Source organism: Microbispora bryophytorum (genome assembly GCF_006874465.1).
Lineage (GTDB): Bacteria > Actinomycetota > Actinomycetes > Streptosporangiales > Streptosporangiaceae > Microbispora > Microbispora bryophytorum.
Genome location: NZ_VIRL01000001.1, coordinates 270,916 through 292,569, shown reverse-complemented (window position 1 = coordinate 292,569; position 21,654 = coordinate 270,916). Strand labels below are relative to the sequence as shown.

Here is a 21,654-nt window from a genome sequence, read left to right as displayed (position 1 = left end):
CGTGCGTGAGCAATGGCACCAGTGGGGATAACCCGGAAACACGTGCGGAAGAGGCGTCCGATGGCTGCAGGCGAAAGACCTCTCAGCGAGGTGAAGTTCTTGACGGTGGCCGAAGTCGCGACCGTCATGCGGGTGTCCAAGATGACCGTGTACCGGCTGGTGCACTCCGGGGAGTTACCGGCCATCCGTGTCGGCCGGTCCTTCAGAGTGCCCGAGCAGGCGGTCCACGACTACTTACGGGACGCGTTCATCGAAGCAGGGTGAACGCGCCCGGGTGACCACGCTTGACGGCGGCGTGGCCGACTCCCGGTCGACGCGGGGTCCCCCGGGGGAGCGATCTACCACGGATCGCCGGTAGTCTGTTGTGCCGGTGTGCGCTCGCGCGCCGATTTGACAGACACACCTTCACCTGGGGGTCCCGTGGGCTCTGTGATCAAGAAGCGCCGCAAGCGTATGGCCAAGAAGAAGCACCGCAAGCTGCTGAAGAAGACCCGCATCCAGCGGCGTAACAAGAAGTAGCCGAGACGGAGCGCGCACCGGTCCTCAGGGACCGGGCGACCGTGAACACGCACACCCCCGGCGAGGCGTCGATGGCTCGTACTGTGCTGGTCACCGGTGTCTCCGGTCACATCGGCGCTCGTGTGGCGATCGCGCTCACGGCCGACCCGGAGATCGACCGGGTCATCGGCGTGGACACGGCGCCGCCGCCATCCCCTGCCGGGGAGGACGGCGCGGTGCTCGGCCGCACGGAGTTCGTCCGGGTCGCGTTGCGCAGTCCCGACCTGGTCCAGGTCATCAGGGACGCCGACGTCGACACCGTCGTGCACCTCAGTCTGGTCAGCGGCCCCGGCGGCGGCAGGCCGGCCATGAAGGAGCACAACGTCATCGGGACGATGCAGCTGCTCGCGGCGTGTCAGCGCTCCGCCACGGTGCGCCGGGTGGTCGTGCGGTCGACCACGGCCGTGTACGGCTCCTCGCCGCACGCTCCCGCCGTGTTCACGGAGGACACCGAGCCCGTCGAGGTGTCGCACTCCGGGTACGCCAGGGATGCCACCGAGGTCGAGACGTACGTGCGGGGCTTCGCCCGGCGCCGGCCCGACGTGACGACGACGACGCTCCGGTTCGCCACCTTCATGGGGCCGGGCGTCGACTCACCGCTGACGAGTTACTTCTCGCAGCCGGTGCTGCCCACCGTGCTCGGCTTCGATCCACGCCTGCAGTTCGTCCACGAGGACGACGCGGTCGAGGTGCTGTGCCGTACGGCGGGGGCCGACCACCCGGGCGTGTTCAACGTCGCGGGCGACGGCGTCCTGCTGCTGTCGCAGTGCGCGCGGCGCACGGGCCGGCCGGTGATCCCGATGCCGTCCCCCGCCTTCCGCTTCGTCAGCGGGCTCGCCCGGGGCGCGCGGCTGGTGGACTTCTCGCCCGAGCAGCTCGCGCTCATGAGCCACGGCCGGGCGGTGGACACCACCAGGCTCGCCGCCGAGCTCGGCTGGCGGCCGAAATACAGCACCGCGGCGGCGTTCGACGACTTCCTCAGGTCGCGCGGCGGTCCCGGCGACCTGCCGCGCGCTCTGGTCGACTGGCTGGCCGACTTCGTCCGGCCGATTTCGTGACGGGACGTTGATGGACGACTTCCAGGGCCGGCGTACGGGCGAAAGCGCGAGCGAACGCATGGGCGAAGGCACCGACGGGAGCGCGGGAGGAAGCACGGACGGGAGCGCGGGGGGAAGCACGGCCGACGAGCGGCTCGCCGAGCTGTTCGCGTTCCTGCGGCGCAGGGTCACCGGCGAGTACGAGGTCGACGAGTTCGGCTTCGACCCCGAGCTCAACGAGAAGGTGCTGCTCGAGGCGCTGCGCCCGCTCTACCGGCGCTGGTTCAGGACCGAGACCCTCGGGCTCGGCAACGTGCCGGCCGACAGGGGCGCGCTGATCGTGGCCAACCACTCCGGCACGCTGCCCGTGGACGCGCTCATGCTGCAGGTCGCGGTGCACGACGAGCTGGGCAGGCCGCTGCGCCTGCTCGGGGCGCACCTGGTCTATCAGCTTCCCGTGCTCGGGCACCTGGCCCGCAAGTCCGGGCACACGCTCGCCTGCCCGGAGGACGCCGACCGGTTGCTGCGCAAGGGCGAGGTCGTCGGCGTCTTCCCCGAGGGCTTCAAGGGCATCGGCAAGCCGTTCTCCGAGCGTTACCGGCTCCAGCGGTTCGGCCGGGGCGGGTTCGTCGCGTCGGCGATCAGAGCCGGTGTGCCGATCATCCCGTGCACCATCGTGGGGGCGGAGGAGATCTACCCCAAGATCGGCGACATTCCGGCGCTCGCCCGGCTGCTCGGCCTGCCCTACCTGCCGATCACGCCGCTGTTCCCCTGGCTCGGTCCGCTCGGCCTGCTTCCGCTGCCGTCCAAGTGGCTGATCGAGTTCGGCGAGCCGATCCGGACCGACGAGTACGCCCCGGAGGAGGCCGACGACCCCATGGTGGTCTTCGACCTGACCGACCATGTCCGGGAGACCGTGCAGCGGCAGCTCGACGCGCTGCGGCTGCGCCGGGGCCCGGCGTTCCCCCCGATCGTGCTGTGACACCACGCTGCCCCACGGCGGAGCCGTAGAGCGGAGCCGTGGGGTCGTAGAGCGGACCGGCGGTGCCTGTAGGCGGAGCGGCGGAGCCAGGGGCCGGAGCGGCGGCGTCAGAGCGCGGAGCGGCGGTGCCGGAGACCGGAGCGGCGGCGTCTCAGAGGGCGGAGCGGTAGTGGCGGCGCAGGGCGATCCCGGCGGCGACGCCGCCCGCGATGGCCCCCGCGGTCGCGGCGATCGGCAGACCGATCATCGTCGCCTTCCTGCCCGTGCGGAAGTCGCGGACGTCCCAGCCGTTCTCCCTGGCGTGCTCGCGCAGCTCGCTGTCGGGGTTGATGGCGTGCGGGTGCCCTACGAGGGAGAGCATCGGCAGGTCGTTGGCCGAGTCGCTGTAGGCCGTGCAGCGCGCCAGGTCGAGGCCCTCGCGGCGCGCCAGCGCCCGGACGGCCTCGGCCTTGGCCGGGCCGTGCAGCAGGTCGCCGACGAGCCTTCCGGTGTAGGCGCCGTCGGCGGTCTCGGCGACCGTGCCGAGCGCGCCGGTGAGCCCGAGCCGCTGCGCGATGACGCGGGCCAGCTCCACCGGCGTGGCGGTGACCAGCCACACCCGCTGCCCGGCGTCCAGGTGCGCCTGGGCCAGCGCGCGGGTGCCCTGCCACACGCGGTCGGCCATCACGTCGTCGTAGATCTCCTCGCCCAGCCGGACGACCTCGTCCACCTTCAGCCCGGCGACGAAGGCGAGGGCCATGTCCTTGGCCTTGGCGATGTGCTCGGGGTTCTCGTTGCCCCGCACGCGGAACCAGGCCTGCCCGAGCGCGAACTTCATGAGGTCACGGCTGGTGAACAGGCCGCGCGCCGCCAGTCCCCGGGCGAAGTGGTAGATCGAGGCGCCGCGCATCATGGTGTTGTCGACGTCGAAGAACGCCGCCGCCGTGAGGTCGGGGACGACCTCGGGGACGGACACCGCCGCGGCGGCCGCCACCTCGCCGGCGATCTCCGCCTCTTCCCGCCGTCGCAATAGCCGCCTCATGACTCATCAGCTTAACCGCCGGAGAGTGCACGGAACGGGAGCAGGACATGACGTGTCAACGTCCGGAACCGGTGAACGACTCGATGTAACTCAGGTATTGGTTGGCCTTGTCGCGATTTTCCCGGTCGAGCTTCGGCAGCAGCGGCTCCACGAGATTGCGCTGCTCACGGGCGAACTCGCGCGCCCCGCCGTCGGTGCGCCCCTGCCGCGTCACCCGGCTCAGCGCGGCCCTGGTGGTCGTCTCCATGTCGTCGAGCGTCTGCCCGATGAGCCGGCGGCGCTCCGGGGTCGCCTTGTCCACCAGCGAGGCGGTCTCGGCCGCCCGCTGCCGCGCCGCGACCATCTGCCGCTTCGCCCGCTCCTCCTCGTCGTGCGCGAGATCGAGCACCGTCGACTCCGCCATCCTCTTCAACGGGTACAGCACCTCGCCCGGTACGGCGTGGTAGGTGCGCACACCGGTGCCGAACATCCCCGCCAGCAGCGCGCAGAAGACCATCAGGGGGCGCAGCCGCACGAGCAGGGACCGGCGGGGCCGCGGCGGCGCGGCGGGGGGCGCCGCGTGCTTTCCCGCCGTGTGCCTGCCCGCGGCGCGCTCGGCGGCGTGGGCCCCCATCAGCTCGGCTCGCAGCTTTTCGCGGAACTCCGGTCTCGGGCCGCCGCCCAGCAGGGAGCGCAGGCCGGCCACGCGCGCGGCGACCCCGCGGGCGCGGGCCGACGCCCGCCGGCGCAGCAGGAAGCGGCGAACGGCGTCCCAGCGGGTGTGGGCCGACGCCGGGCCGCCCGCGCGGCGCGAGGGTCGCCACCAGCCCATCACGCTCCCGCCATCCCCCCGCCTGACGCGCAGCGGAGATCCGTTCGCGGGGCCCTGGAAGCCTTCGCCGCCTCCCGGCCGGCCCGCGAGATCCGCCTGAAGATCCAACCTGCCACATGCCCAACGATGGGGTACGGGTAATGGTTACGGGGGGTCAGCCGAGATCGTCGGGTAACGCCCGGGCGAGCGCCCTGATCGCCCGGAACTGGAGCGCCTTGATCGCCCCGGATTTCTTGCCCATGATCACCGCCGTCTCCTCCAGCGACATCCCGTGCAGGAAGCGCAGGATCACGCATTCCTGCTGCTCCGCGCCGAGTTGCTTGATCGCGAGCATCACGTGCTCGTTGACCATGTTGGCGACGACCGCGTTCTCGGGGATGTGCGGGCCGTCCAGGGGCGTGTCGAGTATCTCGGCGGTGGTCACCTCAAGGCGGTTGCGGCCCGACTTGTAGTGGTCGGTGACGAGGTTGCGGGCGATCGTGACGAGCCAGGCGCCGAAGTCGCGGCCCTGCCAGGTGAACTCAGCGATGCCCCTCAGCGCCCGCAGGAACGTCTCGCTCGTCAGGTCCTCGGCGAGCGCGTGACCGCCGACCCGGAAGTAGACGTACCGGTAGATCAGCTCCAGGTAGTGGTCGTAGAGCACGCCGAACGCCTCGCTGTCGCCGGTCTTGGCGCGCAGCACGAGGTTTCGCATCTCGTCGTGCTCGTGCTCGCGGTCGGTGAGATCGGCAGAACGCGCGGCTTGCGCTGCTCCTGCTACGACCGGAGGGGAAAGCCCGGTTAACGGCCACGTGTTCGGCATCCGTTATCCCATGGGGGAAGGGGAGTCGGCGTGCTCGAACACTCTAGAAATCAACGGGAGATAACACAATCCGTTCGGGTGGAGGAATCCATTTCAAGAGTGGAGACGGGGGTGGTGGCATTCCCGGACAGGGCGACCGGCTACCGGTGGGAAGCAGATGTCCGGCAGCATGGGAGCCACCATGGAAGTCCTCGTCGCTCTCCTCGCGTTCGCCGGCGCACTGCTCGCCGGCATCACCACCGGCGTCCTCGTCGGGCGTCTCCGTGACGAGCCGGCCGGTTGGCTGATCGCGTGGAGCATCGCCACAGGCGCGCTCGCGCTGTCGCTCGGAGCCATCGCCGTCGGCCACCTCACCGGGTTCGGGCCCGTGACGTTCCGGGTCTACCAGATCACCGGCTCGCTGCTGGCGCCGCTCTGGCTGTCGATCGGCGTCATCCAGCTCCTCGCGGAGAAGGGCGGCGCCCGCTTCGCCGGCTGGCTCCTCGGCGCCGCGCTGACGGTCGTAGGCACGGTGATCATGGTGCTCGACCCCGTCGTCACCGCCGGCTTCGGCAAGTCGCTGCCCGATGGGCCGGCCCACTGGGACCTGTGGCCGGAGTGGCTGCTGCGTGGCGTCCACGGCCTGGTGATCTTCATGCTCCTGCTCCTGCTCGCCATGGCCGTGATGGCCTGGCGGGACGGCGACGAGTACGACGTCGACAACATGAACGCGACCGTCGTGCTCGCCCCGGCGGGAATGGCGATGTCGGGTGTGCTCGAGTTCGGGCTTCCCGGGCTGATCGTCGTCGTGGTGCTGGCCGCCTCCGCCGGAGGCGTCTGGTACGCCGTGGCCCGGCCGCTCGCGCCGTACGACGACGAGGGCGAGGACGACGAGGTCCCGGAGGAGGAGTGGCAGGGGAGGCGCGCCGGACGGGCCGGCGGCGCCCTGCGGGCCGAGACCCGCGTGCCCTCCGCGCCCTCCGGGCCGCCCGCGCCGCCGCGTGGAGCTCCGGGCGGCCGCCCCGGCGGACCGGGCGCGGTTCCTCCCGGGATGCCGGGAGCGGCCGGCACTCAAGGAGCTGGGGGTCCGGGAGCCGGGATTCCGGGAGCCGGGGGTCCGGGAGCTGGGATTCCGGGAGCCGGGGGTCCGGGGGCTGGAGGTCCGGGAGCGCCGCGCCGTTCCGGGCTCGGCGATCTGGTGGCCGAATACCGGGCGGGAGAGCAGGGCGAGGTCGACTACGCCGCGCGCATGCGGCCCTCGGACGTCCCCTCGCACGCCGACGGGTTCGGCGGGCCCGCCACCGGCCAGCTTCTCGCCGCGGACCAGTACGGCCAGCCCCGCCGGCCCGAGTACGGAATGCCCGCGTCCCCGGTCGAGCCCGACCGGGCGATGCCCGCCACGGGAGCCCTCTATCCCGGCGCCGAGATCTCCGACCCGGCCGACCTCGCCGCCAGCTTCGGCGTGGGGTTCGGCGGCAGGTCCCGGCCCGTCATGGGCCGCGAGGGCGGCGGGCAGGCGGGCCGGCCCGCAGGCCAGGGGAGTTCGGTGAAGCCGGCCCCCGGCATCTACGGCCTGCTGACCGTCTTCACGCTGCTCGACGGCTCGGGCGAGGCGTTCGACAAGCTGGCGGAGGAGACGGTGGAGGCCGTTCAGCGCAACGAGCCCGACACGCTGCTGTTCGTCTGCCACGCGGTCAAGTCGGCCCCGCTCCAGCGCATCGTCTACGAGCTCTACCGCGACGAGGTCGGCTACGGCGAGCACCAGCGGCAGCCGCACATGGAGCGGTTCACGACCGAGCGGGTGAGGTACGTGCTGGCGGCCAACGTGATCGAGCTCAGCGTCAACGCCGCCAAGGTGGCCCCCCTCCCCACCCGCCAGATCCGCTAGCCGGACTCCGGCCGCATCGGCTCCGGCCGCGACCTCAGCGCCGCAGGGCCTCGCGGAGGCGGTTCTCGTTGACCCGCCAGTAGTCGTGCTGCACGCCGTCGATCAGGACGACGGGGATCATCTCCCCGTACTCGGCCTGGTCCTCCGGTGAGGCGGTGATGTCGCGTTCCTCCCAAGGAACGCCCAGCTCTGCGGCCACGCGCTCGATCACCGCGCGGGCGTCGTCGCACAGGTGGCAGCCGGGCTTGCCGAGCAGCGTGATCCGGTGGTCTTGAGGCGCCATGCTCTCGATTATCGCGATCCCTCCGGCCCGGAATGGAGACCGCCGCCCCCTCCTGGGACCCTTGAACACGAGGAAGCCGAACACGATCGACTTTGTGCATTGCTTCACAAAGGCACTAACCTGGTACTCATCCGTCGCATCCGCTGTGCGGCCGGGGGCGCAACCGGCCGTCCGTCCCCCTGGAGCCCCGGCAAGTGATCCGTCGTATCCCGCAGGCCCGCGATCGCGGCATTCCCGACGCCACCGTGGCGAGGTTGCCGCTCTATCTGCGTGCGCTCAACGGGATGGCCGAACGAGGCACGGCGACGGTGAGCTCGGAGGATCTCGCGCTCGCCGCCGGGGTGAACTCCGCCAAGCTCCGCAAGGACCTGTCCCACCTCGGGTCGTACGGCACCCGGGGCGTGGGCTACGACGTGCAGTACCTCATCTACCAAATATCGCGTGAGCTTGGTCTCACTCAGGATTGGGCCGTGGCCATCGTCGGCGTGGGAAACCTCGGCCGGGCGCTGGCCAACTACGGCGGGTTCGCCTCCCGCGGGTTCCGGATCGCGGGCCTGCTGGACGCGGATCCGCACGTCGTGGGCGATCGAATCGCGGGTCTCGTCGTCGAGCACGCCGACGAGCTGGAGTCGGTGATCAGCAAGCGCGGAGTCTCGATCGTGGTGATCGCCACCCCTGCGACGGCGGCGCAGCGGGTCTGCGATCGTGTCATCGCGGCCGGCGTCACCAGTATTTTGAACTTCGCCCCCGTCGTCCTGGCTGTGCCTGACGGCGTGGATGTCCGTAAAGTCGATTTATCCATCGAACTGCAGATACTTGCGTTCCACGAGCAGCGCAAGGCTAATGGAGGGCCCATCATGGCCGAGGAGTGGCCGGACGGGGTGGTCATGTGAGTGAGCCATCGATCGGAGCGAGCTCATGAGTGTCCTCGTCGTCGGCCTGAGCCACCGGACCACACCGGTCGCGCTGCTCGAACGCGTCACGGTCAGCGGGGACGCCCTCGTCAAGCTGCTGCACGACGTGCAGTCCGACGAGAACGTGTCCGAGGCGCTGGTCGTCTCGACGTGCAATCGCGTCGAGGTCTACGCCGTGGTCGACCGGTTCCACGGCGGGGTGATCGCGGTGACGAACATGCTCGCCGCGCACTCGGGGCTGCCGCAGGAGACGCTCGCCCGGCACCTGTACGTGCACTACGAGGACCGGGCGGTCCAGCACCTGCTGAGCGTCGCCTGCGGGCTCGACTCCATGGTGATCGGCGAGGGGCAGATCCTCGGCCAGATCCGGGCCGCGCTGCGCCTGGCGCAGGAGGAGGGCACGGCCGGGACCACGCTCAACGAGCTGGCCCAGCACGCGCTGCGCGTGGGCAAGCGCGCGCATGCCGACACGGACATCGACCGGGCCGGCGCGTCGCTGGTCGGGGTGGGGCTGACGCTCGCCGAGCGGGTGCTCGGCCCGATCACCGGCAGGCGGGCCCTGGTCGTGGGCGCCGGCTCGATGAGCTCGCTGTCCGCCGCGACGCTGTCCCGCGCGGGCGTGACCGACATCGTCATCGCCAACCGCACCCGCGAGCGGGCGGAACGGCTCGCGGAGGCGGTCGGCGGGCGGGCCGCGGACCTGGCCGACGTCCCCGCCGAGCTGGCGGAGGCCGACCTGGTCATCTCCTGCGTCGGCGCGGGAACCCGCACCATCACCGCGGAGACGATCGGGGACCGCGGCAGGCCGCTGTTCGTCCTCGACCTCGCGCTGCCCCACGACGTGGACCCCGGCGTACGGGACCTGCCCGGCGTGACGCTGGTCGACCTGAAGTCGATGCAGCAGGACGGCGTGGGCGACGACGTCTCCGACGGCGGCAGGGCCGAGGCGATCCGCGAGGTCAGGCGCATCGTGGCCGAGGAGGTCGCCGCCTACCTCGACGCCGCGCGGGCCGCGCTCGTCACCCCCACGGTCGTGGCCCTGCGCAGCAAGGCCGCCGGGGTGGTCGACGCGGAGATGGGCCGGCTGCTGTCCCGCCTGCCGGACCTCGACGGGCGGATGCGGGACGAGATCACCCAGACTGTTCGGCGGGTCGTGGACAAGCTGCTCCACGAGCCGACCGTACGGGTCAAGCGACTGGCCGCATCCCCGGGCGGCGACCAGTACGCGGAGGCGCTGCGCGAGCTGTTCGGCCTCGACCCGAAGACGCCCGAAGCCGTCGCGAGCCTGGAGGTGGAACAGTGACCGTCCCCCTGCGGCTCGGCACACGCAAGAGTTTGATGGCGACCTCGCAGTCGCGGATCGTCGCCGACCGGCTGACCGCCCTGACCGGCCGGGAGGTGGAGCTCGTCGGCGTCACCACGTTCGGCGACGTGTCCCGGGCCCAGCTGACCCAGCTCGGCGGCACCGGAGTGTTCGTCAGCGATCTGCGCGGCCGGCTGCTCGCCGGCGAGGTCGATTTCGCGGTCCACTCGTTGAAGGACCTGCCGACCAAGCCGGACGAGCAGATCGCGATGGCCGCGATCACCCGGCGGGACGACCCGCGCGACGCGCTCGTCGGCCCGGTCAAGCTGCACGACCTGCCCGCCGGCGCCCGCATCGGCACCGGCTCACCGCGCCGGGTGGCCCAGCTACAGCTGCTCCGGCCGGATCTCGAATACGTCCCCATCAGGGGCAACGCGGACACCCGTATCGGCAAGGTGACGTCGGGCGAGCTCGACGCCGTCGTGCTGGCCGCCGCAGGGCTGGTCAGGATCCGCCGGGACGGGGAGATCGCCCAGGTGTTCGAGGTCGACGAGATGCTGCCCGCTCCCGGGCAGGGCGCCCTCGCCGTCGAGTGCCTGGCCGGCCGTGACGACCTCATCGAGCTGCTGAGCGCCGTCGACGACCCGCTGACGCGGGCCGCGGTGGACGCCGAGCGCTCGGTGCTCGCCGCCCTCGAGGCCGGTTGCGCGGCCCCGGTAGGTGCTTTCGCCTCCGGTGACGGGCACATTCTCAGTCTGACCGCCGCCGTCGTCGCCGTCGACGGCGCACGGTCGGTGCGCAAGTCCGCCTCCGGACCCTCTGCGACGGCCGTGGAGATGGGCCGCGAACTCGCGGCAGCCATGATCGCCGAGGGGGCCGACACGTTGATGGGGGAGCAGGCCCGTTGAGCCCCGCGAATCACAGCACGCAGACCCGGTCCGGGTTCGTCGCCTTCGTCGGCGCCGGCCCCGGTGACGAGAACCTGCTCACGTTGCGCGGCGCCGACCTGCTGGGCAGGGCGGATGTCGTCGTGCTCGACCGGCAGGCGTACGGCGCGCTGCTGCGCCACTGCCGCGAGGACGCCGAGGTCGTGGACAGCTCCGCCGACGCGGCGGAGAACTCGGTGTCGCTGAAGACCATCCAGGCCGCCAAGGCGGGCCGCACGGTCGTGCGGCTGTGCTCGGGCGACCCGTCCTTCTTCTCCTCCGTCACCGACGAGGTGGCCGCCTGCGCGAAGGCGGACGTGGACTTCGAGATCGTGCCCGGTGTGCCGCCGGCCACGGCCGTGCTGACCTACGCCGGAATCCCGCCGGCGGCCTCGGTGCCGGAGTTCCGCATCGTGGACGCCGCGCAGGTGGACGACTGGGCCAAGCACGCCGCGTGCGAGGGCACGCTGGTGATCTACAACGGCGTCGCCGACGCGGTCCCGATCAGCAAGGCGCTGATCGCGGGTGGCAAGCCCGACTCGACGCCGGTGGCGGTGACCAGCGACGGCACGACCACCGAGCAGTACACGGTGGTCTCCACGCTCGGACGGCTCGGCCCCGACCTCAAGCACGCCGGGATGACCGAGCCCGCGCTGGTCGTGGTGGGCGACGCCGTCGGCATGCGCGACCGCCTGTCCTGGTTCGAGACCAAGTCGCTGTTCGGCTGGCGGGTGCTCGTGCCGCGCACCAAGGAGCAGTCCAAGGGGCTGTCGGAGCAGCTGCGTTCGTACGGCGCGGTGCCCGAGGAGGTCCCGACGATCTCCGTCGAGCCGCCGCGCACGCCCCAGCAGATGGACCGCGCAATCAAGGGCCTGGTGACCGGCCGCTACGAGTGGGTCGCCTTCACCAGCGCCAACGCGGTCAAGGCGGTGCGCGAGAAGTTCGAGGAATACGGCCTGGACGCCCGGGCGTTCGCCGGGCTCAAGGTCGCCGCCGTGGGCGAGGCCACCTCGCGGGCGCTGGTGGAGTTCGGCGTGAAGCCCGACCTCCTGCCGACGGGCGAGCAGTCGTCCGAGGGCCTGCTGGCCGAGTGGCCGCCGTACGACTCGATGCTGGACCCGATCAACCGGGTGCTGCTGCCGCGGGCCGACATCGCGACCGAGACGCTGGTGGCGGGGCTGACCCAGCTCGGCTGGGAGTGCGACGACGTGACGGCCTACCGGACCGTGCGCGCCGCGCCGCCGCCCGCCCCGATCCGCGAGGCGATCAAGGGCGGCGGGTTCGACGCCGTGCTGTTCACCTCGTCCTCGACCGTCCGGAACCTCGTCGGCATCGCCGGAAAGCCGCACAGCGTCACGGTGATCGCGGTCATCGGGCCGCAGACGGCGAAGACGGCCGAGGAGTTCGGCCTGCGGGTCGACGTGATGGCCGACGAGCCGTCCGCTTCGGCTCTCGCCGCCGCGCTGGCGGACTACGGTGCGAAGATGCGGCACGCCGCCGTCTCGGCGGGCGAGGTGCCCCGCCGTCCGTCGCAGATGCGCAGGGGCGCGCGGCGACGCGTGAAGTGAACTGATTGTCCTGCGGCCCGCCGGGGCATCCGGCGGGCTCGCGCGATCCGGAGCGGGGAGACCATTGTGAACGCCCAGTACCCGGTGGCGCGGCCCAGGCGGCTGCGCCGTACCGCCGCGATGCGCCGGATGGTCGCGGGGACGCGGCTGCACCCGGCCGAGCTCGTCCTGCCGATGTTCGTCAAGGAGGGCATCGCCGAGCCGCAGCCGGTGGGCTCCATGCCCGGGGTCGTCCAGCACACCCGCGAGTCCCTGCGCAAGGCGGCCCACGAGGCGGCCGAGGCAGGTGTGGGCGGGCTCATACTGTTCGGGATTCCGGCGCACAAGGACGCCCGGGGGTCGGGCGCAGACGACCCGGACGGCATCGTCCAGGTGGCGCTGCGCGACCTCGCCTCCGACCTGGGGGACGCGCTGGTGCTGATGACCGACACCTGCCTGGACGAGTTCACCGACCACGGCCACTGCGGCCTGCTGACGCCGGACGGCGAGGTGGACAACGACGCGACGCTGGAGCGCTACGCGTCGGCGGCGCTCGCGCAGGCGGCGGCCGGCTCCCGGATGATCGCGCCCAGCGGCATGATGGACGGCCAGGTGGGCGCCATCCGGGCGGCTCTCGACGCCGGGGGCTTCGCCGAGATCCCGATCCTGGCGTACGCCGCCAAGTACGCCTCCGGGTTCTACGGGCCGTTCCGCGACGCCGCGGAGTGCGCGCCGCAGTTCGGCGACCGCAGCGCCTACCAGCAGGACCCGGCCGGTCCGATCGGCGAGGCGCTGCGCGAGGTGCGCCTCGACCTGGCCGAGGGCGCGGACGCCGTCATGGTCAAGCCCGCCCTGGCCTACCTCGACATCCTGCGGCAGGTGCGCGACACCGTCGAGGTGCCGGTCGCCGCCTACCAGGTGAGCGGGGAGTACGCCATGGTCGAGGCGGCGGCGGCCAACGGCTGGATCGACCGGGAGCGGGTGATCATGGAGTCGCTGGTCGCGATCCGCCGCGCCGGTGCCGACATGATCCTCACTTACTGGGCCACCGAGGTCGCTCGCGGACTATCCTGACACCTCATCAGGGGGGTCCTGCCGCGTCGCAATCAGGCAGAAGGCATTATCAGGTACGTACCGCGAGCATCTTGCGTATCGCAGGAGGGCAGCGGGGTGACGCTTGTGGGGAGGAGCGCCATGGTGGGGGTACCGCTGGCCCGACGTGCGAAACGGCGTGCGCATCACGCACCGCGGAAGATGACGTCGGTGCTCGAGTACGCGCAACTGGGCTGGGCGAGCTGTCTAGGCGCGCATCCGCTGAGCGAGGGAGGCAGGGCGTGCTCCTGTGACCGGGTCGGCTGTCCCGACCCCGGCATGCACCCGCTGTCACCCGCGTGGCAGATGCAGGCCACGACGGACACGGCGCTGCTCACGCGGTGGTGGAAGCAGGATCCGGACGCGAACGTGATCCTGCCCACCGGCAGGGTGTTCGACGTGTTCGACGTACCGGCCGCGGCGGGCCGTCCCGCCCTGGCCGCCATGGACGCCGCAGGCTTCGACACGGGCCCGGTCGCCGAGAACGGCGACCGGGTGCTTTTTTTCGTGGCGACGCGTGGGGCCCCCGAGGACGAGGACGAGTGGTGGTCCTGCAGCCTCGACGCGGGACCCGAGACGATCGACAGCACGCCGGGGCTGCGCTGGCACTGCCGGGACAGCTACGTGCTCGCGCCGCCGTCCACCGCGCCCTCGGGCGAGGTCGTGAGCTGGATCAGGCCCCCCGACGGGCGTCCGCTGCCCGACCCGCTGCGCGTGCTCGACCTGCTCGCCGACTTCTGCGAGTAGGTCGTGGCTCGTAGTCGTTTCGCCTGTCTCGTTACGGCGTGAGATCACGAGCCGCTCCCCGTTCCCGGTAGGGGCTCCGGACGGGTGGCCCCGTAACCTGGAGGGCGTGACTCGCACGCAGACCTCCGAGGACCTGTTCGACCGCGCCCGCCGGATCGTTCCCGGCGGCGTCAACTCGCCGGTGCGCGCCTTCGGCGCCGTGGGCGGCACGCCCCGCTTCATGGCCTCCGGCGAGGGGCCGTACATCACCGACGTGGACGGCAACCGCTACGTCGACCTGGTGTGCTCCTGGGGCCCGATGATCCTCGGCCACCGCCACCCCGCCGTCGTGGAGGCCCTGGAGGAGGCCGTCGCGCGCGGCTTCTCGTTCGGCACCGCGACCGAGGGCGAGGTCCTGCTCGCCGAGGAGATCGTCTCCCGGGTGGCCCCCGTCGAGAAGGTCCGCCTGGTCAGCTCCGGCACCGAGGCCACCATGTCCGCCGTACGGCTGGCCCGCGGCTTCACCGGGCGCGCGAAGGTCGTGAAGTTCGCCGGCTGCTACCACGGGCACGTGGACGCGCTGCTGGCCTCGGCCGGGTCCGGGGTCGTCACCTTCGGCCTGCCCGACACCCCCGGCGTCACCGGCGCCTCGGCGGCCGACACGATCGTCCTGCCGTACAACTCGGTGGAGGCGGTCGAGGAGGCCTTCCGCAGCTTCGAGATCGCCTGCGTGATCACCGAGGCGTGCCCGGCGAACATGGGCGTCGTGCCGCCCGCCGAGGGCTTCAACCGGCGCCTGCGCGAGCTGTGCACCGAGCACGGCGCGCTGCTGATCGTCGACGAGGTGCTGACCGGGTTCCGCGTGTCCGCCTCCGGCTGGTACGGCATCGACCCCGTCGAGGCCGACCTCATGACGTTCGGCAAGGTCATGGGCGGTGGTCTGCCCGCCGCCGCGTTCGGCGGGCGGGCGGAGGTCATGGCCGCCCTCGCCCCCGAGGGGCCCGTCTACCAGGCCGGCACGCTGTCGGGCAACCCGCTGGCCTGCGCGGCCGGGCTGGCCACGCTGCGCGCCTGCGACGACGACGCCTACGACAGGATCGACGCGTCCGCGCTGGTCATCGGCAGGGCCGCCTCCGACGCGCTGGCCGCCGCCGGGGTCCCGCACCGCCTCCAGCGGGCCGGGAACCTCTTCTCGATCTTCTTCACCGACACCCCGGTCACCGACTTCGACTCGGCCCGGACGCAGAACACCGACGCCTACCGCGCGTTCTTCCACAGCATGCTCGACCAGGGCGTCTACCTGCCGCCGTCGGCGTACGAGGCGTGGTTCCTGTCGGCCGCCCACGACGACGAGGCGCTCACCCAGGTGGCCGAGGCCCTGCCCCTGGCCGCCAAGGCCGCCGCTCAGGCCGCCGGGGTCTGACTCACTTCACCAGCTGGTCGAGATCCACCTCGAACGGGAAGGGCACCTGCACCGCCAGGTGCCCGTGGTGGATCCCGGTCGGCGTGTACGCGCCGGTGGCGGGGTCCCGTTCGTACACGTAGACGACGGGACGCCCGTCGCTCTCCTCCACCCGCCAGAAGTGCGGGATGCCCGCCTCGGCGTACCGCAGCGGCTTGAGCTTGCGGTCGCGCTCCACCGACTCGGGGGAGACGATCTCGATCACGAGACGGGCCTCCCGCGCCTCGTTGTCTCCCCATCGGCAGGCGGAGGGTGAGGATCAGCGGGATGCGGGGAGGGAGTGCCTTTTGCGGGCGGGGGCCGTACGGGGGCGCGTGTTGGCGAACAGGAGGCCGGCGAGGATGAGGGCGCCCGCGGCGACCGTGAGAGGGGAGATCGGCTCTCCGGTGAACAGCGCGGCGGAGGCGATGCCGAAGACCGGCACGAGCAGACTGTACGGCGCGACCACCGAGGCGTCGTAGCGCGTCAGCAGCCACCCCCAGACGGCGAAGCCGCCGAGGGTGGACAGGAACGCGGTGTAGAGCACGGCCCCCACGCCCTCCGCCGTGAACGACGTCAGCGAGGACGGTCCCTCGGTCACCAGGGACAGCACCAGGAGGGGCGGCGCCGAGACCGCGCTGACCCAGACCATGAACCGCAGGGAGTCGGGCGGCGCGGCCTTGCGGGTGGCGACGTTGCCGAGCCCCCACCCGGCCGCCGCGCCGACGCACAGCAGGAACGCCCCGAAGGGGATCGCCCCCGACTTCGCGGCGACGCCGGCCGCGATCAGGGCGAGGCCGCCGAAGGCCACGGCCATCCCGGCGATCCGCCGGGGGCTGAGCCGTTCGCCCAGCAGCGCGGTCGCGAACAGCGCGGTGAACACGGCCTGCACCTGGATGACCAGAGAGGTCAGCCCGGCGGGCATCCCGGCGCGCATTCCCAGCAGGAGCAGGCCGTACTGGGCGACACCCAGCGACGCGCCGGTGGCCACCACCCACCGCCAGGGCACGCGCGGCCCTCCGGCGACCAGTACGGCGGGGAAGGCGGCCAGCAGGAACCGGAGCGCGGCGTACGTCAGCGGCGGGTAGTGCTTCAGGCCCGTCTGCATCACGACGAAGTTGACGCCCCAGACGGCGGCGAGTGCGACGGCGAGAGCGAGGTGGCGGGGGCGCATGAATCAGCGGGAGATCAGTGCGAGGGACGGCGTTCGCGGGTCTGCCTGGCCTGCCTCGCCAGAGTCTCCAGGTAGGAGGTCTGCTCGGAACGTAAGGGCTTTGTGAAGAACTTGTTGAAGATTCGCATGCCTATATGGTCGCATCACTAAACAGTTGAGCACAAACAACTTTTTCTAAGGAGAACGGTTTAGACTGGCTACATGTTGGACCTGAACCGGTTGAAGGCTCTGCACGCCGTGTCGGTCTACGGCTCCGTAGGCGCGGCGGCCGAGGCGCTGATGGTCACCCCTTCCGCGATCTCCCAGCAGCTCGCCAAGCTCGAACGGGAGACCGGCGCCGTCCTGATCGAGCGCAACGGGCGCGGCGTCAAGCTGACCGACGCCGCCGGGCTGCTCGCCGAGCACGCCGAGCGCATCCTCGCGCTAGTGGAGACGGCGGAGGCCGACTTCGAGGCACTGCGCGGCGCGGTGGTCGGCAGACTGACGATGGCCGCCTTCCCCACCGCGGCCCGGGGCATCGTGCCGCGCGCCCTGACCACCCTCAAGAGGCAGCATCCCGATCTCGACCTGCTCGTCTACGAGAGGGAGCCGGAGCGGCAGATCCGCGAACTCGCACGCGGCGACCTCGACCTCGCCCTGCTGCAGGACTGGCTCAACCGGCCGATGGCGCTGCCCGAGGGCCTGTCGCGCACGACGCTGCTCGACGACGTGGCCGACGTCGTCGTTCCGGCCGACCACCCCCTGGTGAAGGCCGACCGGGTGCGGCTGAGCGACCTCGCCGGCGACGACTGGATCAGCTCGACCCCCGGCACGGTGTGTCACGACTTCCTGGTGTTCCTGCTGCGTTCCGAGGAGCGGGAGCCGCGGATCGTCTGCATGGCCGACGAGTACCCCACCCAGCTCGCACTGGTCGCCGAGGGCCACGGCTGCGCGCTCATTCCCCGGCTGGGCCGGGGACCGCTGCCCGAGGGCGTCGCCGTCCTGGCCGTCCAGCCGCCGCCGGTGCGGCGCATCTACGCGGTCTGGCGGACCGACGCCGCCCGGCGTCCCGCGATCCGCGCCGCCGCCGACGCGCTGCGCGCCGCCGCCGACGCGTTGCGTCCTGCCCCCGACGCGTTGCGCTCTGCCCCCGACGCGTTGCGTCCTGCCCCCGACGCGCTGCGCCCCGCGTGCTCAGAGCCGCTCGGCGGGTAGGCTGTCCAGGTCATGACAGAGATGACCATCGTTCACCTGCTCCGGCACGGTGAAGTTCACAATCCCCGTGGGGTCCTGTACGGCAGGCTGCCGGGCTACCACCTGTCCGAGACCGGCCGCCGGATGGCCGAGCTGGTCGCCAAGGCCGTCGAGGGCAGGGACATCGTCGCGCTGTGGAGCTCGCCGATGGAGCGCGCCCAGGAGACCGCGGCCCCGGCCGCCCTGGCTCTCGGCCTGGAGGCGGCGACCGACGAGCGGCTGATCGAGGCGGGCAACGTCTTCGAGGGTCTGCGGATGGCCGGGAGCGACAACGTCTTCCGCGACCCCCGCTCCTACCGCCACTTCAGGAACCCGTTCCGTCCGTCGTGGGGCGAGCCGTACACCGAGGTCGTGGCGCGCATGAAGGCGGTCGTGGACGACGCGCGGGCGGCGGCGCGCGGCCACGAGGCACTGCTTGTCAGCCACCAGCTGCCCATCTGGATCATCCGGCTGGCGGCCGAGGGCAGGCGGCTGTGGCACGACCCGCGCCGCCGCCAGTGCGCGCTCGCCAGCCTCACCAGTTTGACCTTCGAGGGGGATCGGCTCATCAGCGTCGGCTACAGCGAGCCCGCGGGAGCGCTGCTCAGAGCCGGTACGCCGCCGCAGGGCGAGGCCGCGCTGTTCGACAAGGCCGACGAGGCGCTCCCGGAGGTCCTTCGGGCGGGCTCGGAGGACGAGGAGACGCCGGGCTCGCGATCCGTCCCCGGCGTGTGACCCGGCGAACGGGCCACCCGCACCGGTCGGTAGGCTTACAGCTCTACCGGTTGTAGTACAAGGAGATTCTCCTCCCGTGTCCGCCAAGCGCCCGTCCGCCTACCGCGTGACCGCCAACCGCGCCACCGCCGCCCGCGCCACCGCCAAGCGCCTGACCGCGCTCGTCGTCGCGGCAGCGGCCGCGACGGTCCTCGCCGGCTGCGCCGGCGGCCAGGCGGCCCAGCCCCGCTCCGGCGACACGCGCTTCGTCGCGGGGGACGGCCGTGTCGAGTTCTTCGCCGCCGCGCAGCGTCACAAGGCCCCCGTGATCGAGGGGCAGACCCTCGACGGCGGCGCGGCCTCGCTGACCGCGGGCAAGGTCCACGTGCTGAACTTCTGGGCCTCCTGGTGCGCGCCCTGCCGGGCGGAGGCGCCCACGCTCAAGGACATCGCGGCGACCACCAAGTCCAAGGGCGTGGAGTTCCTCGGCGTCAACTTCAAGGACCTGGAGGCGTCCGCGCAGGCCTACGACCGCGCGGTCAAGCCCGGCTACCCGAGCATCTACGACCAGAGCGGCAAGGTGCTGCTGCAGTTCCAGGGCACGGTGCCGCCCGCCGCCATCCCCTCCACGCTGATCATCGACGCCCAGGGCCGCATCGCCGCCCGCGCGCTCGGCGCGGTCAAGTACGACGACCTGCTGTCGGCCGTCACCAAGGTCAGCGATGAATGACCTCGGCAGCACCGTCGCGACCGGGTCGCTGCTGCTGGCCGCGCCGATCGCGGCGGTCGCCGGGCTTGTGTCGTTCGTCTCGCCGTGCGTGCTGCCGCTGGTCCCCGGCTACCTGTCGTACGTCACGGGCATGAGCGGCGACCCGAAGCGGGGCCGGATGGTGCTCGGCAGCGCGCTGTTCGTGCTCGGGTTCGCGGCCGTGTTCGTGCTGGGGGGTGCGCTGTTCGGCGGCCTCGGCGCCGCGCTGCACGGCAACGCCGACGTGATCACCAAGGTCCTCGGCGTGGTGACGATCGTGCTCGGGCTGGCCTTCGTGGGGATCCTCCCCGGCCTCCAGCGTGACGTGCGCATCCATCGGCTTCCCTCGGCGGGGATCGCGACGGCGCCGCTGCTCGGGGTCGTCTTCGGCCTCGGCTGGACGCCATGCATCGGCCCGACGCTGGCGGTGGTGATGACGCTCTCGGTGAACCAGGGCAGCGCGCTGCGCGGCGCCGCCCTCGCCTTCGCGTACGCGCTGGGCCTCGGTCTGCCGTTCGTGCTGGCGGGGCTGGCCTACCGCAAGGCGCTCCGCACGTTCAAGGCGGTGCGCCGCCACACCCCGCTGATCACCAAGGTCGGCGGGGCGATGCTCGTGGCCGTCGGCGTGCTGCTCGTGACCGGGCAGTGGTCGCAGATCATCGTCCACCTGCAGGTGTGGGTCGGCGGCTTCAGGCCGGTGATCTGATGAGCCCCCCCGACGACCTCGCCTCCGCCGTACGGGACGAGCCGGCGCAGGAAGAGACCGAGCGGCAGGCGCAGGAGCGGACGAAGCCGGTCGGACTGGGCCCGGCCGGCTGGATGCGCTGGACCTGGCGCACGCTCACCTCGATGCGCACGGCCCTGATCCTGCTGTTCCTGTTCGCGCTCGGCTCGGTCCCCGGGTCCATCTACCCGCAGCGGAGCGTCGATCCGGGCAGGGTCGCGCAGTATTTCAAGGACAACCCGGCCCAGGCGAAGTGGCTCGACCGGTTCTGGCTGTTCGACGTCTTCAGCTCCCCCTGGTTCGCCGCGATCTACCTGTTGCTGTTCATCTCGCTGGCCGGGTGCGTGTTCCCGCGTGCGCTGTCGCACATCAAGGAGATCCGGCGCCGCCCGCCCGCCGCGCCGCGCAACCTCCTGCGCCTGCCGCACAGTGAGACGCTCGAGGGCGGGCTCACGCTGGAGCAGGCCGCCGCCGCGCTCAGGCGCAGGCGGTTCCGGGTGGTCACCGGCGACGGCTGGGTGTCGGCCGAGAAGGGCTACCTGCGTGAGACGGGCAACCTCCTGTTCCACGTCGCGCTGCTCGTGCTGCTGTTCGCCGTCGGCGCCGGAGGCCTGTTCGGCTACCGCGGCAACGTGCTGGTGGTGGAGGGCGACGGCTTCTCCAACGCCGTGGCCGCCTACGACCGCTTCATGCCCGGCAGCCGGGTCACCGCCGAGTCGCTTGAGCCGTTCTCCTTCACCCTCAAGGACTTCCAGGCGAGCTACGTGGCCGCGGGGGAGAAGCAGGGCCAGCCCCTCGACTATCTCGCCAAGCTGACCGTGCAGGACTCGCCTACGGCCGCGCCGCGCGAGGTCGACCTCAAGGTCAACGACCCGCTGGACGTGAACGGCACGCTGACCTACCTGATCGGGCACGGCTACGCCCCCACGTTCCGGGTGACCGACGGCAAGGGCCAGGTGGCCTACGACGGCCCGGTGCCGTGCCTGGCCGACGACCAGGCCACGTACACGTCCGAGTGCGTGATCAAGGTGCCCGACGCCCAGCCCACCCAGCTCGGGTTCCTGGCGCGCTTCCTGCCCACGACCGTGCCGAACGGCGACGCCTGGGTGTCGATCTTCCCGGGGGCGGCGAACCCGACCGTGCAGGTCTTCCCGTTCGCCGGCGACCTCGGTCTGAAGTCGGGGCAGCCGCAGTCGGTGTACCAGCTCGACACTTCCGACCTGAAGCCGCTCGGCAAGATGTCGGCCCAGCCGACCCCGCTGAACGTGGGCGATACCAAGGAACTCGCCGACGGCGCGGGGAAGATCCAGTTCACCGGCGTCAAGGAGTGGATCAGCCTCCAGATCACCTACGACCCGGGCCGGGAACCCGCCCTCCTGGCGGCGGCCGCCGCGGTGATCGGGCTCGTGCTGTCCCTGACGATCCGCCGCCGCCGCGTCTGGGTGCGGGTGAAGGACGGGACGGCCACGGTGGGAGGATTGACCCGCTCCGAAGGCGGTGGCGCGGCCTTCGCCGAGGAGTTCGCCCAGATCGTCACCGCCCTGCGCGGCAACGCGTCCGCTGACACACCGTCCGCTGACACGCCGCCCGGCGACGACCCGTCCCCGGATGAGCCGCCCGCGGACGACCGGTCCCCGGGTGATCCGCCCGCGGGTGACCAGGACGGCGATCGGGGCGGCGAGCCGGACGAGTCCGGGATCACCGGGCACGTCGCGCCGGACGCGCCCACCGGAAACGCTGCTCCGGGCACCCGCCCGGACGAGGAGTGAGTG

Annotated in this window: 23 protein-coding genes; 17 read left to right on the top strand and 6 right to left on the bottom strand. The window is 71.9% G+C overall.

Annotated features, from left to right (window positions below):
- Window positions 1-60 precede the first annotated feature (60 nt).
- From FLX07_RS01525 to FLX07_RS01510, 4 genes are all read left to right on the top strand, one after another.
- Complete coding sequence (locus FLX07_RS01525) at window positions 61-264, top strand: helix-turn-helix domain-containing protein (protein ID WP_114029719.1); 204 nt, start codon at window positions 61-63, stop codon at window positions 262-264.
- Between the two features lie 156 nt (window positions 265-420).
- The gene (locus FLX07_RS01520; protein ID WP_018654693.1) at window positions 421-519 is read left to right on the top strand and encodes a 30S ribosomal protein bS22; all 99 of its coding nucleotides are present in this window, start codon (window positions 421-423) and stop codon (window positions 517-519) included.
- Between the two features lie 71 nt (window positions 520-590).
- Window positions 591-1,616 (top strand): NAD-dependent epimerase/dehydratase family protein, encoded by a 1,026-nt coding sequence (locus tag FLX07_RS01515; protein ID WP_142568070.1) that lies wholly within the window; start codon window positions 591-593, stop codon window positions 1,614-1,616.
- A gap of 10 nt (window positions 1,617-1,626) precedes the next feature.
- Window positions 1,627-2,577: a lysophospholipid acyltransferase family protein gene (locus tag FLX07_RS01510; RefSeq protein ID WP_142567602.1), complete on the top strand. Its 951-nt coding sequence runs from the start codon at window positions 1,627-1,629 to the stop codon at window positions 2,575-2,577.
- A 151-nt stretch (window positions 2,578-2,728) separates the two neighbouring features.
- Here FLX07_RS01510 and FLX07_RS01505 read toward each other — a convergent pair whose 3' ends face one another.
- The 3 genes from FLX07_RS01505 to FLX07_RS01495 form a co-directional block, all read right to left on the bottom strand.
- Window positions 2,729-3,598 carry an HAD family hydrolase gene (locus tag FLX07_RS01505; RefSeq protein WP_142567601.1) on the bottom strand — a complete coding sequence of 290 codons (870 nt, stop codon included), beginning with the start codon at window positions 3,596-3,598 and terminating at the stop codon, window positions 2,729-2,731.
- A gap of 55 nt (window positions 3,599-3,653) precedes the next feature.
- Window positions 3,654-4,409 (bottom strand): DUF5667 domain-containing protein, encoded by a 756-nt coding sequence (locus FLX07_RS01500; protein WP_142567600.1) that lies wholly within the window; start codon window positions 4,407-4,409, stop codon window positions 3,654-3,656.
- Window positions 4,410-4,563: 154 nt separating this feature from the next.
- Entirely contained in the window at window positions 4,564-5,103 is a 540-nt protein-coding gene (locus tag FLX07_RS01495; protein ID WP_223852887.1) for a sigma-70 family RNA polymerase sigma factor, read from the bottom strand.
- A 289-nt stretch (window positions 5,104-5,392) separates the two neighbouring features.
- On the opposite strand from FLX07_RS01495, the gene FLX07_RS01490 reads away from it, so the two are divergent.
- Entirely contained in the window at window positions 5,393-7,078 is a 1,686-nt protein-coding gene (locus tag FLX07_RS01490; RefSeq protein ID WP_142567598.1) for a putative quinol monooxygenase, read from the top strand.
- Window positions 7,079-7,112: 34 nt separating this feature from the next.
- Here the strand turns inward: FLX07_RS01490 and FLX07_RS01485 are convergent, their stop codons facing one another.
- Complete coding sequence (locus FLX07_RS01485) at window positions 7,113-7,361, bottom strand: glutaredoxin family protein (protein ID WP_142567597.1); 249 nt, start codon at window positions 7,359-7,361, stop codon at window positions 7,113-7,115.
- 194 nt (window positions 7,362-7,555) lie between these two features.
- Between FLX07_RS01485 and FLX07_RS01480 the strand changes: the two genes are divergently transcribed.
- The 7 genes from FLX07_RS01480 (at window position 7,556) to hemL (ending at window position 15,292) form a co-directional block, all read left to right on the top strand.
- Window positions 7,556-8,254, top strand: coding sequence for a redox-sensing transcriptional repressor Rex (locus FLX07_RS01480; protein ID WP_142567596.1), 699 nt, complete (start codon window positions 7,556-7,558; stop codon window positions 8,252-8,254).
- A 25-nt stretch (window positions 8,255-8,279) separates the two neighbouring features.
- The gene (locus FLX07_RS01475; RefSeq protein ID WP_142567595.1) at window positions 8,280-9,578 is read left to right on the top strand and encodes a glutamyl-tRNA reductase; all 1,299 of its coding nucleotides are present in this window, start codon (window positions 8,280-8,282) and stop codon (window positions 9,576-9,578) included.
- A 35-nt stretch (window positions 9,579-9,613) separates the two neighbouring features.
- Window positions 9,614-10,486 carry a hydroxymethylbilane synthase gene (gene hemC / locus FLX07_RS01470; RefSeq protein WP_229689501.1) on the top strand — a complete coding sequence of 291 codons (873 nt, stop codon included), beginning with the start codon at window positions 9,614-9,616 and terminating at the stop codon, window positions 10,484-10,486.
- Entirely contained in the window at window positions 10,483-12,072 is a 1,590-nt protein-coding gene (locus FLX07_RS01465; protein WP_142567593.1) for a bifunctional uroporphyrinogen-III C-methyltransferase/uroporphyrinogen-III synthase, read from the top strand. Before hemC ends, FLX07_RS01465 begins: the two co-directional genes overlap by 4 nt.
- Window positions 12,073-12,138: 66 nt before the next feature.
- Complete coding sequence (gene hemB, locus FLX07_RS01460; protein WP_142567592.1) at window positions 12,139-13,125, top strand: porphobilinogen synthase; 987 nt, start codon at window positions 12,139-12,141, stop codon at window positions 13,123-13,125.
- A gap of 120 nt (window positions 13,126-13,245) precedes the next feature.
- Window positions 13,246-13,890 (top strand): bifunctional DNA primase/polymerase, encoded by a 645-nt coding sequence (locus FLX07_RS01455; RefSeq protein WP_142567591.1) that lies wholly within the window; start codon window positions 13,246-13,248, stop codon window positions 13,888-13,890.
- A 106-nt stretch (window positions 13,891-13,996) separates the two neighbouring features.
- Complete coding sequence (hemL, locus tag FLX07_RS01450) at window positions 13,997-15,292, top strand: glutamate-1-semialdehyde 2,1-aminomutase (RefSeq protein ID WP_142567590.1); 1,296 nt, start codon at window positions 13,997-13,999, stop codon at window positions 15,290-15,292.
- 1 nt (window position 15,293) lies between these two features.
- Here the strand turns inward: hemL and FLX07_RS01445 are convergent, their stop codons facing one another.
- The gene (locus FLX07_RS01445) at window positions 15,294-15,536 is read right to left on the bottom strand and encodes a Uma2 family endonuclease (protein WP_142567589.1); all 243 of its coding nucleotides are present in this window, start codon (window positions 15,534-15,536) and stop codon (window positions 15,294-15,296) included.
- Between the two features lie 54 nt (window positions 15,537-15,590).
- On the bottom strand, window positions 15,591-16,484 hold the full coding sequence (locus FLX07_RS01440) for an EamA family transporter (RefSeq protein WP_142567588.1): 894 nt from the start codon (window positions 16,482-16,484) through the stop codon (window positions 15,591-15,593).
- A gap of 201 nt (window positions 16,485-16,685) precedes the next feature.
- Between FLX07_RS01440 and FLX07_RS01435 the strand changes: the two genes are divergently transcribed.
- From FLX07_RS01435 to resB, 5 genes are all read left to right on the top strand, one after another.
- Window positions 16,686-17,678 (top strand): LysR family transcriptional regulator, encoded by a 993-nt coding sequence (locus FLX07_RS01435; protein WP_142567587.1) that lies wholly within the window; start codon window positions 16,686-16,688, stop codon window positions 17,676-17,678.
- A gap of 12 nt (window positions 17,679-17,690) precedes the next feature.
- On the top strand, window positions 17,691-18,431 hold the full coding sequence (locus tag FLX07_RS01430; RefSeq protein ID WP_142567586.1) for a histidine phosphatase family protein: 741 nt from the start codon (window positions 17,691-17,693) through the stop codon (window positions 18,429-18,431).
- Window positions 18,432-18,507: 76 nt separating this feature from the next.
- Window positions 18,508-19,140 carry a TlpA family protein disulfide reductase gene (locus FLX07_RS01425; protein ID WP_308424362.1) on the top strand — a complete coding sequence of 211 codons (633 nt, stop codon included), beginning with the start codon at window positions 18,508-18,510 and terminating at the stop codon, window positions 19,138-19,140.
- Window positions 19,133-19,864 (top strand): cytochrome c biogenesis CcdA family protein, encoded by a 732-nt coding sequence (locus tag FLX07_RS01420; protein WP_142567585.1) that lies wholly within the window; start codon window positions 19,133-19,135, stop codon window positions 19,862-19,864. The genes FLX07_RS01425 and FLX07_RS01420 overlap by 8 nt, the downstream gene beginning before the upstream one ends.
- A complete protein-coding gene (gene resB, locus FLX07_RS01415; RefSeq protein ID WP_142567584.1) occupies window positions 19,864-21,651 on the top strand; it encodes a cytochrome c biogenesis protein ResB in 1,788 nt (595 codons plus the stop codon). Before FLX07_RS01420 ends, resB begins: the two co-directional genes overlap by 1 nt.
- The last annotated feature ends 3 nt before the right edge of the window (window positions 21,652-21,654 follow it).

Coding starts and splice junctions, on each gene's coding strand:
- FLX07_RS01490 (WP_142567598.1), top strand. CDS start 5,393: ATGGAAGTCCTCGTCGCTCTCCTCGCGTTCGCCGGCGCACTGCTCGCC.
- FLX07_RS01475 (WP_142567595.1), top strand. CDS start 8,280: ATGAGTGTCCTCGTCGTCGGCCTGAGCCACCGGACCACACCGGTCGCG.
- FLX07_RS01430 (WP_142567586.1), top strand. CDS start 17,691: ATGACAGAGATGACCATCGTTCACCTGCTCCGGCACGGTGAAGTTCAC.
- FLX07_RS01440 (WP_142567588.1), bottom strand. CDS start 16,484: ATGCGCCCCCGCCACCTCGCTCTCGCCGTCGCACTCGCCGCCGTCTGG.
- FLX07_RS01485 (WP_142567597.1), bottom strand. CDS start 7,361: ATGGCGCCTCAAGACCACCGGATCACGCTGCTCGGCAAGCCCGGCTGC.
- FLX07_RS01515 (WP_142568070.1), top strand. CDS start 591: ATGGCTCGTACTGTGCTGGTCACCGGTGTCTCCGGTCACATCGGCGCT.
- FLX07_RS01495 (WP_223852887.1), bottom strand. CDS start 5,103: ATGCGAAACCTCGTGCTGCGCGCCAAGACCGGCGACAGCGAGGCGTTC.
- FLX07_RS01420 (WP_142567585.1), top strand. CDS start 19,133: ATGAATGACCTCGGCAGCACCGTCGCGACCGGGTCGCTGCTGCTGGCC.
- FLX07_RS01505 (WP_142567601.1), bottom strand. CDS start 3,598: ATGAGGCGGCTATTGCGACGGCGGGAAGAGGCGGAGATCGCCGGCGAG.
- FLX07_RS01455 (WP_142567591.1), top strand. CDS start 13,246: ATGGTGGGGGTACCGCTGGCCCGACGTGCGAAACGGCGTGCGCATCAC.
- hemC (WP_229689501.1), top strand. CDS start 9,614: ATGGCGACCTCGCAGTCGCGGATCGTCGCCGACCGGCTGACCGCCCTG.
- resB (WP_142567584.1), top strand. CDS start 19,864: ATGAGCCCCCCCGACGACCTCGCCTCCGCCGTACGGGACGAGCCGGCG.
- FLX07_RS01510 (WP_142567602.1), top strand. CDS start 1,627: ATGGACGACTTCCAGGGCCGGCGTACGGGCGAAAGCGCGAGCGAACGC.
- FLX07_RS01500 (WP_142567600.1), bottom strand. CDS start 4,409: ATGGGCTGGTGGCGACCCTCGCGCCGCGCGGGCGGCCCGGCGTCGGCC.
- FLX07_RS01435 (WP_142567587.1), top strand. CDS start 16,686: ATGTTGGACCTGAACCGGTTGAAGGCTCTGCACGCCGTGTCGGTCTAC.
- FLX07_RS01525 (WP_114029719.1), top strand. CDS start 61: ATGGCTGCAGGCGAAAGACCTCTCAGCGAGGTGAAGTTCTTGACGGTG.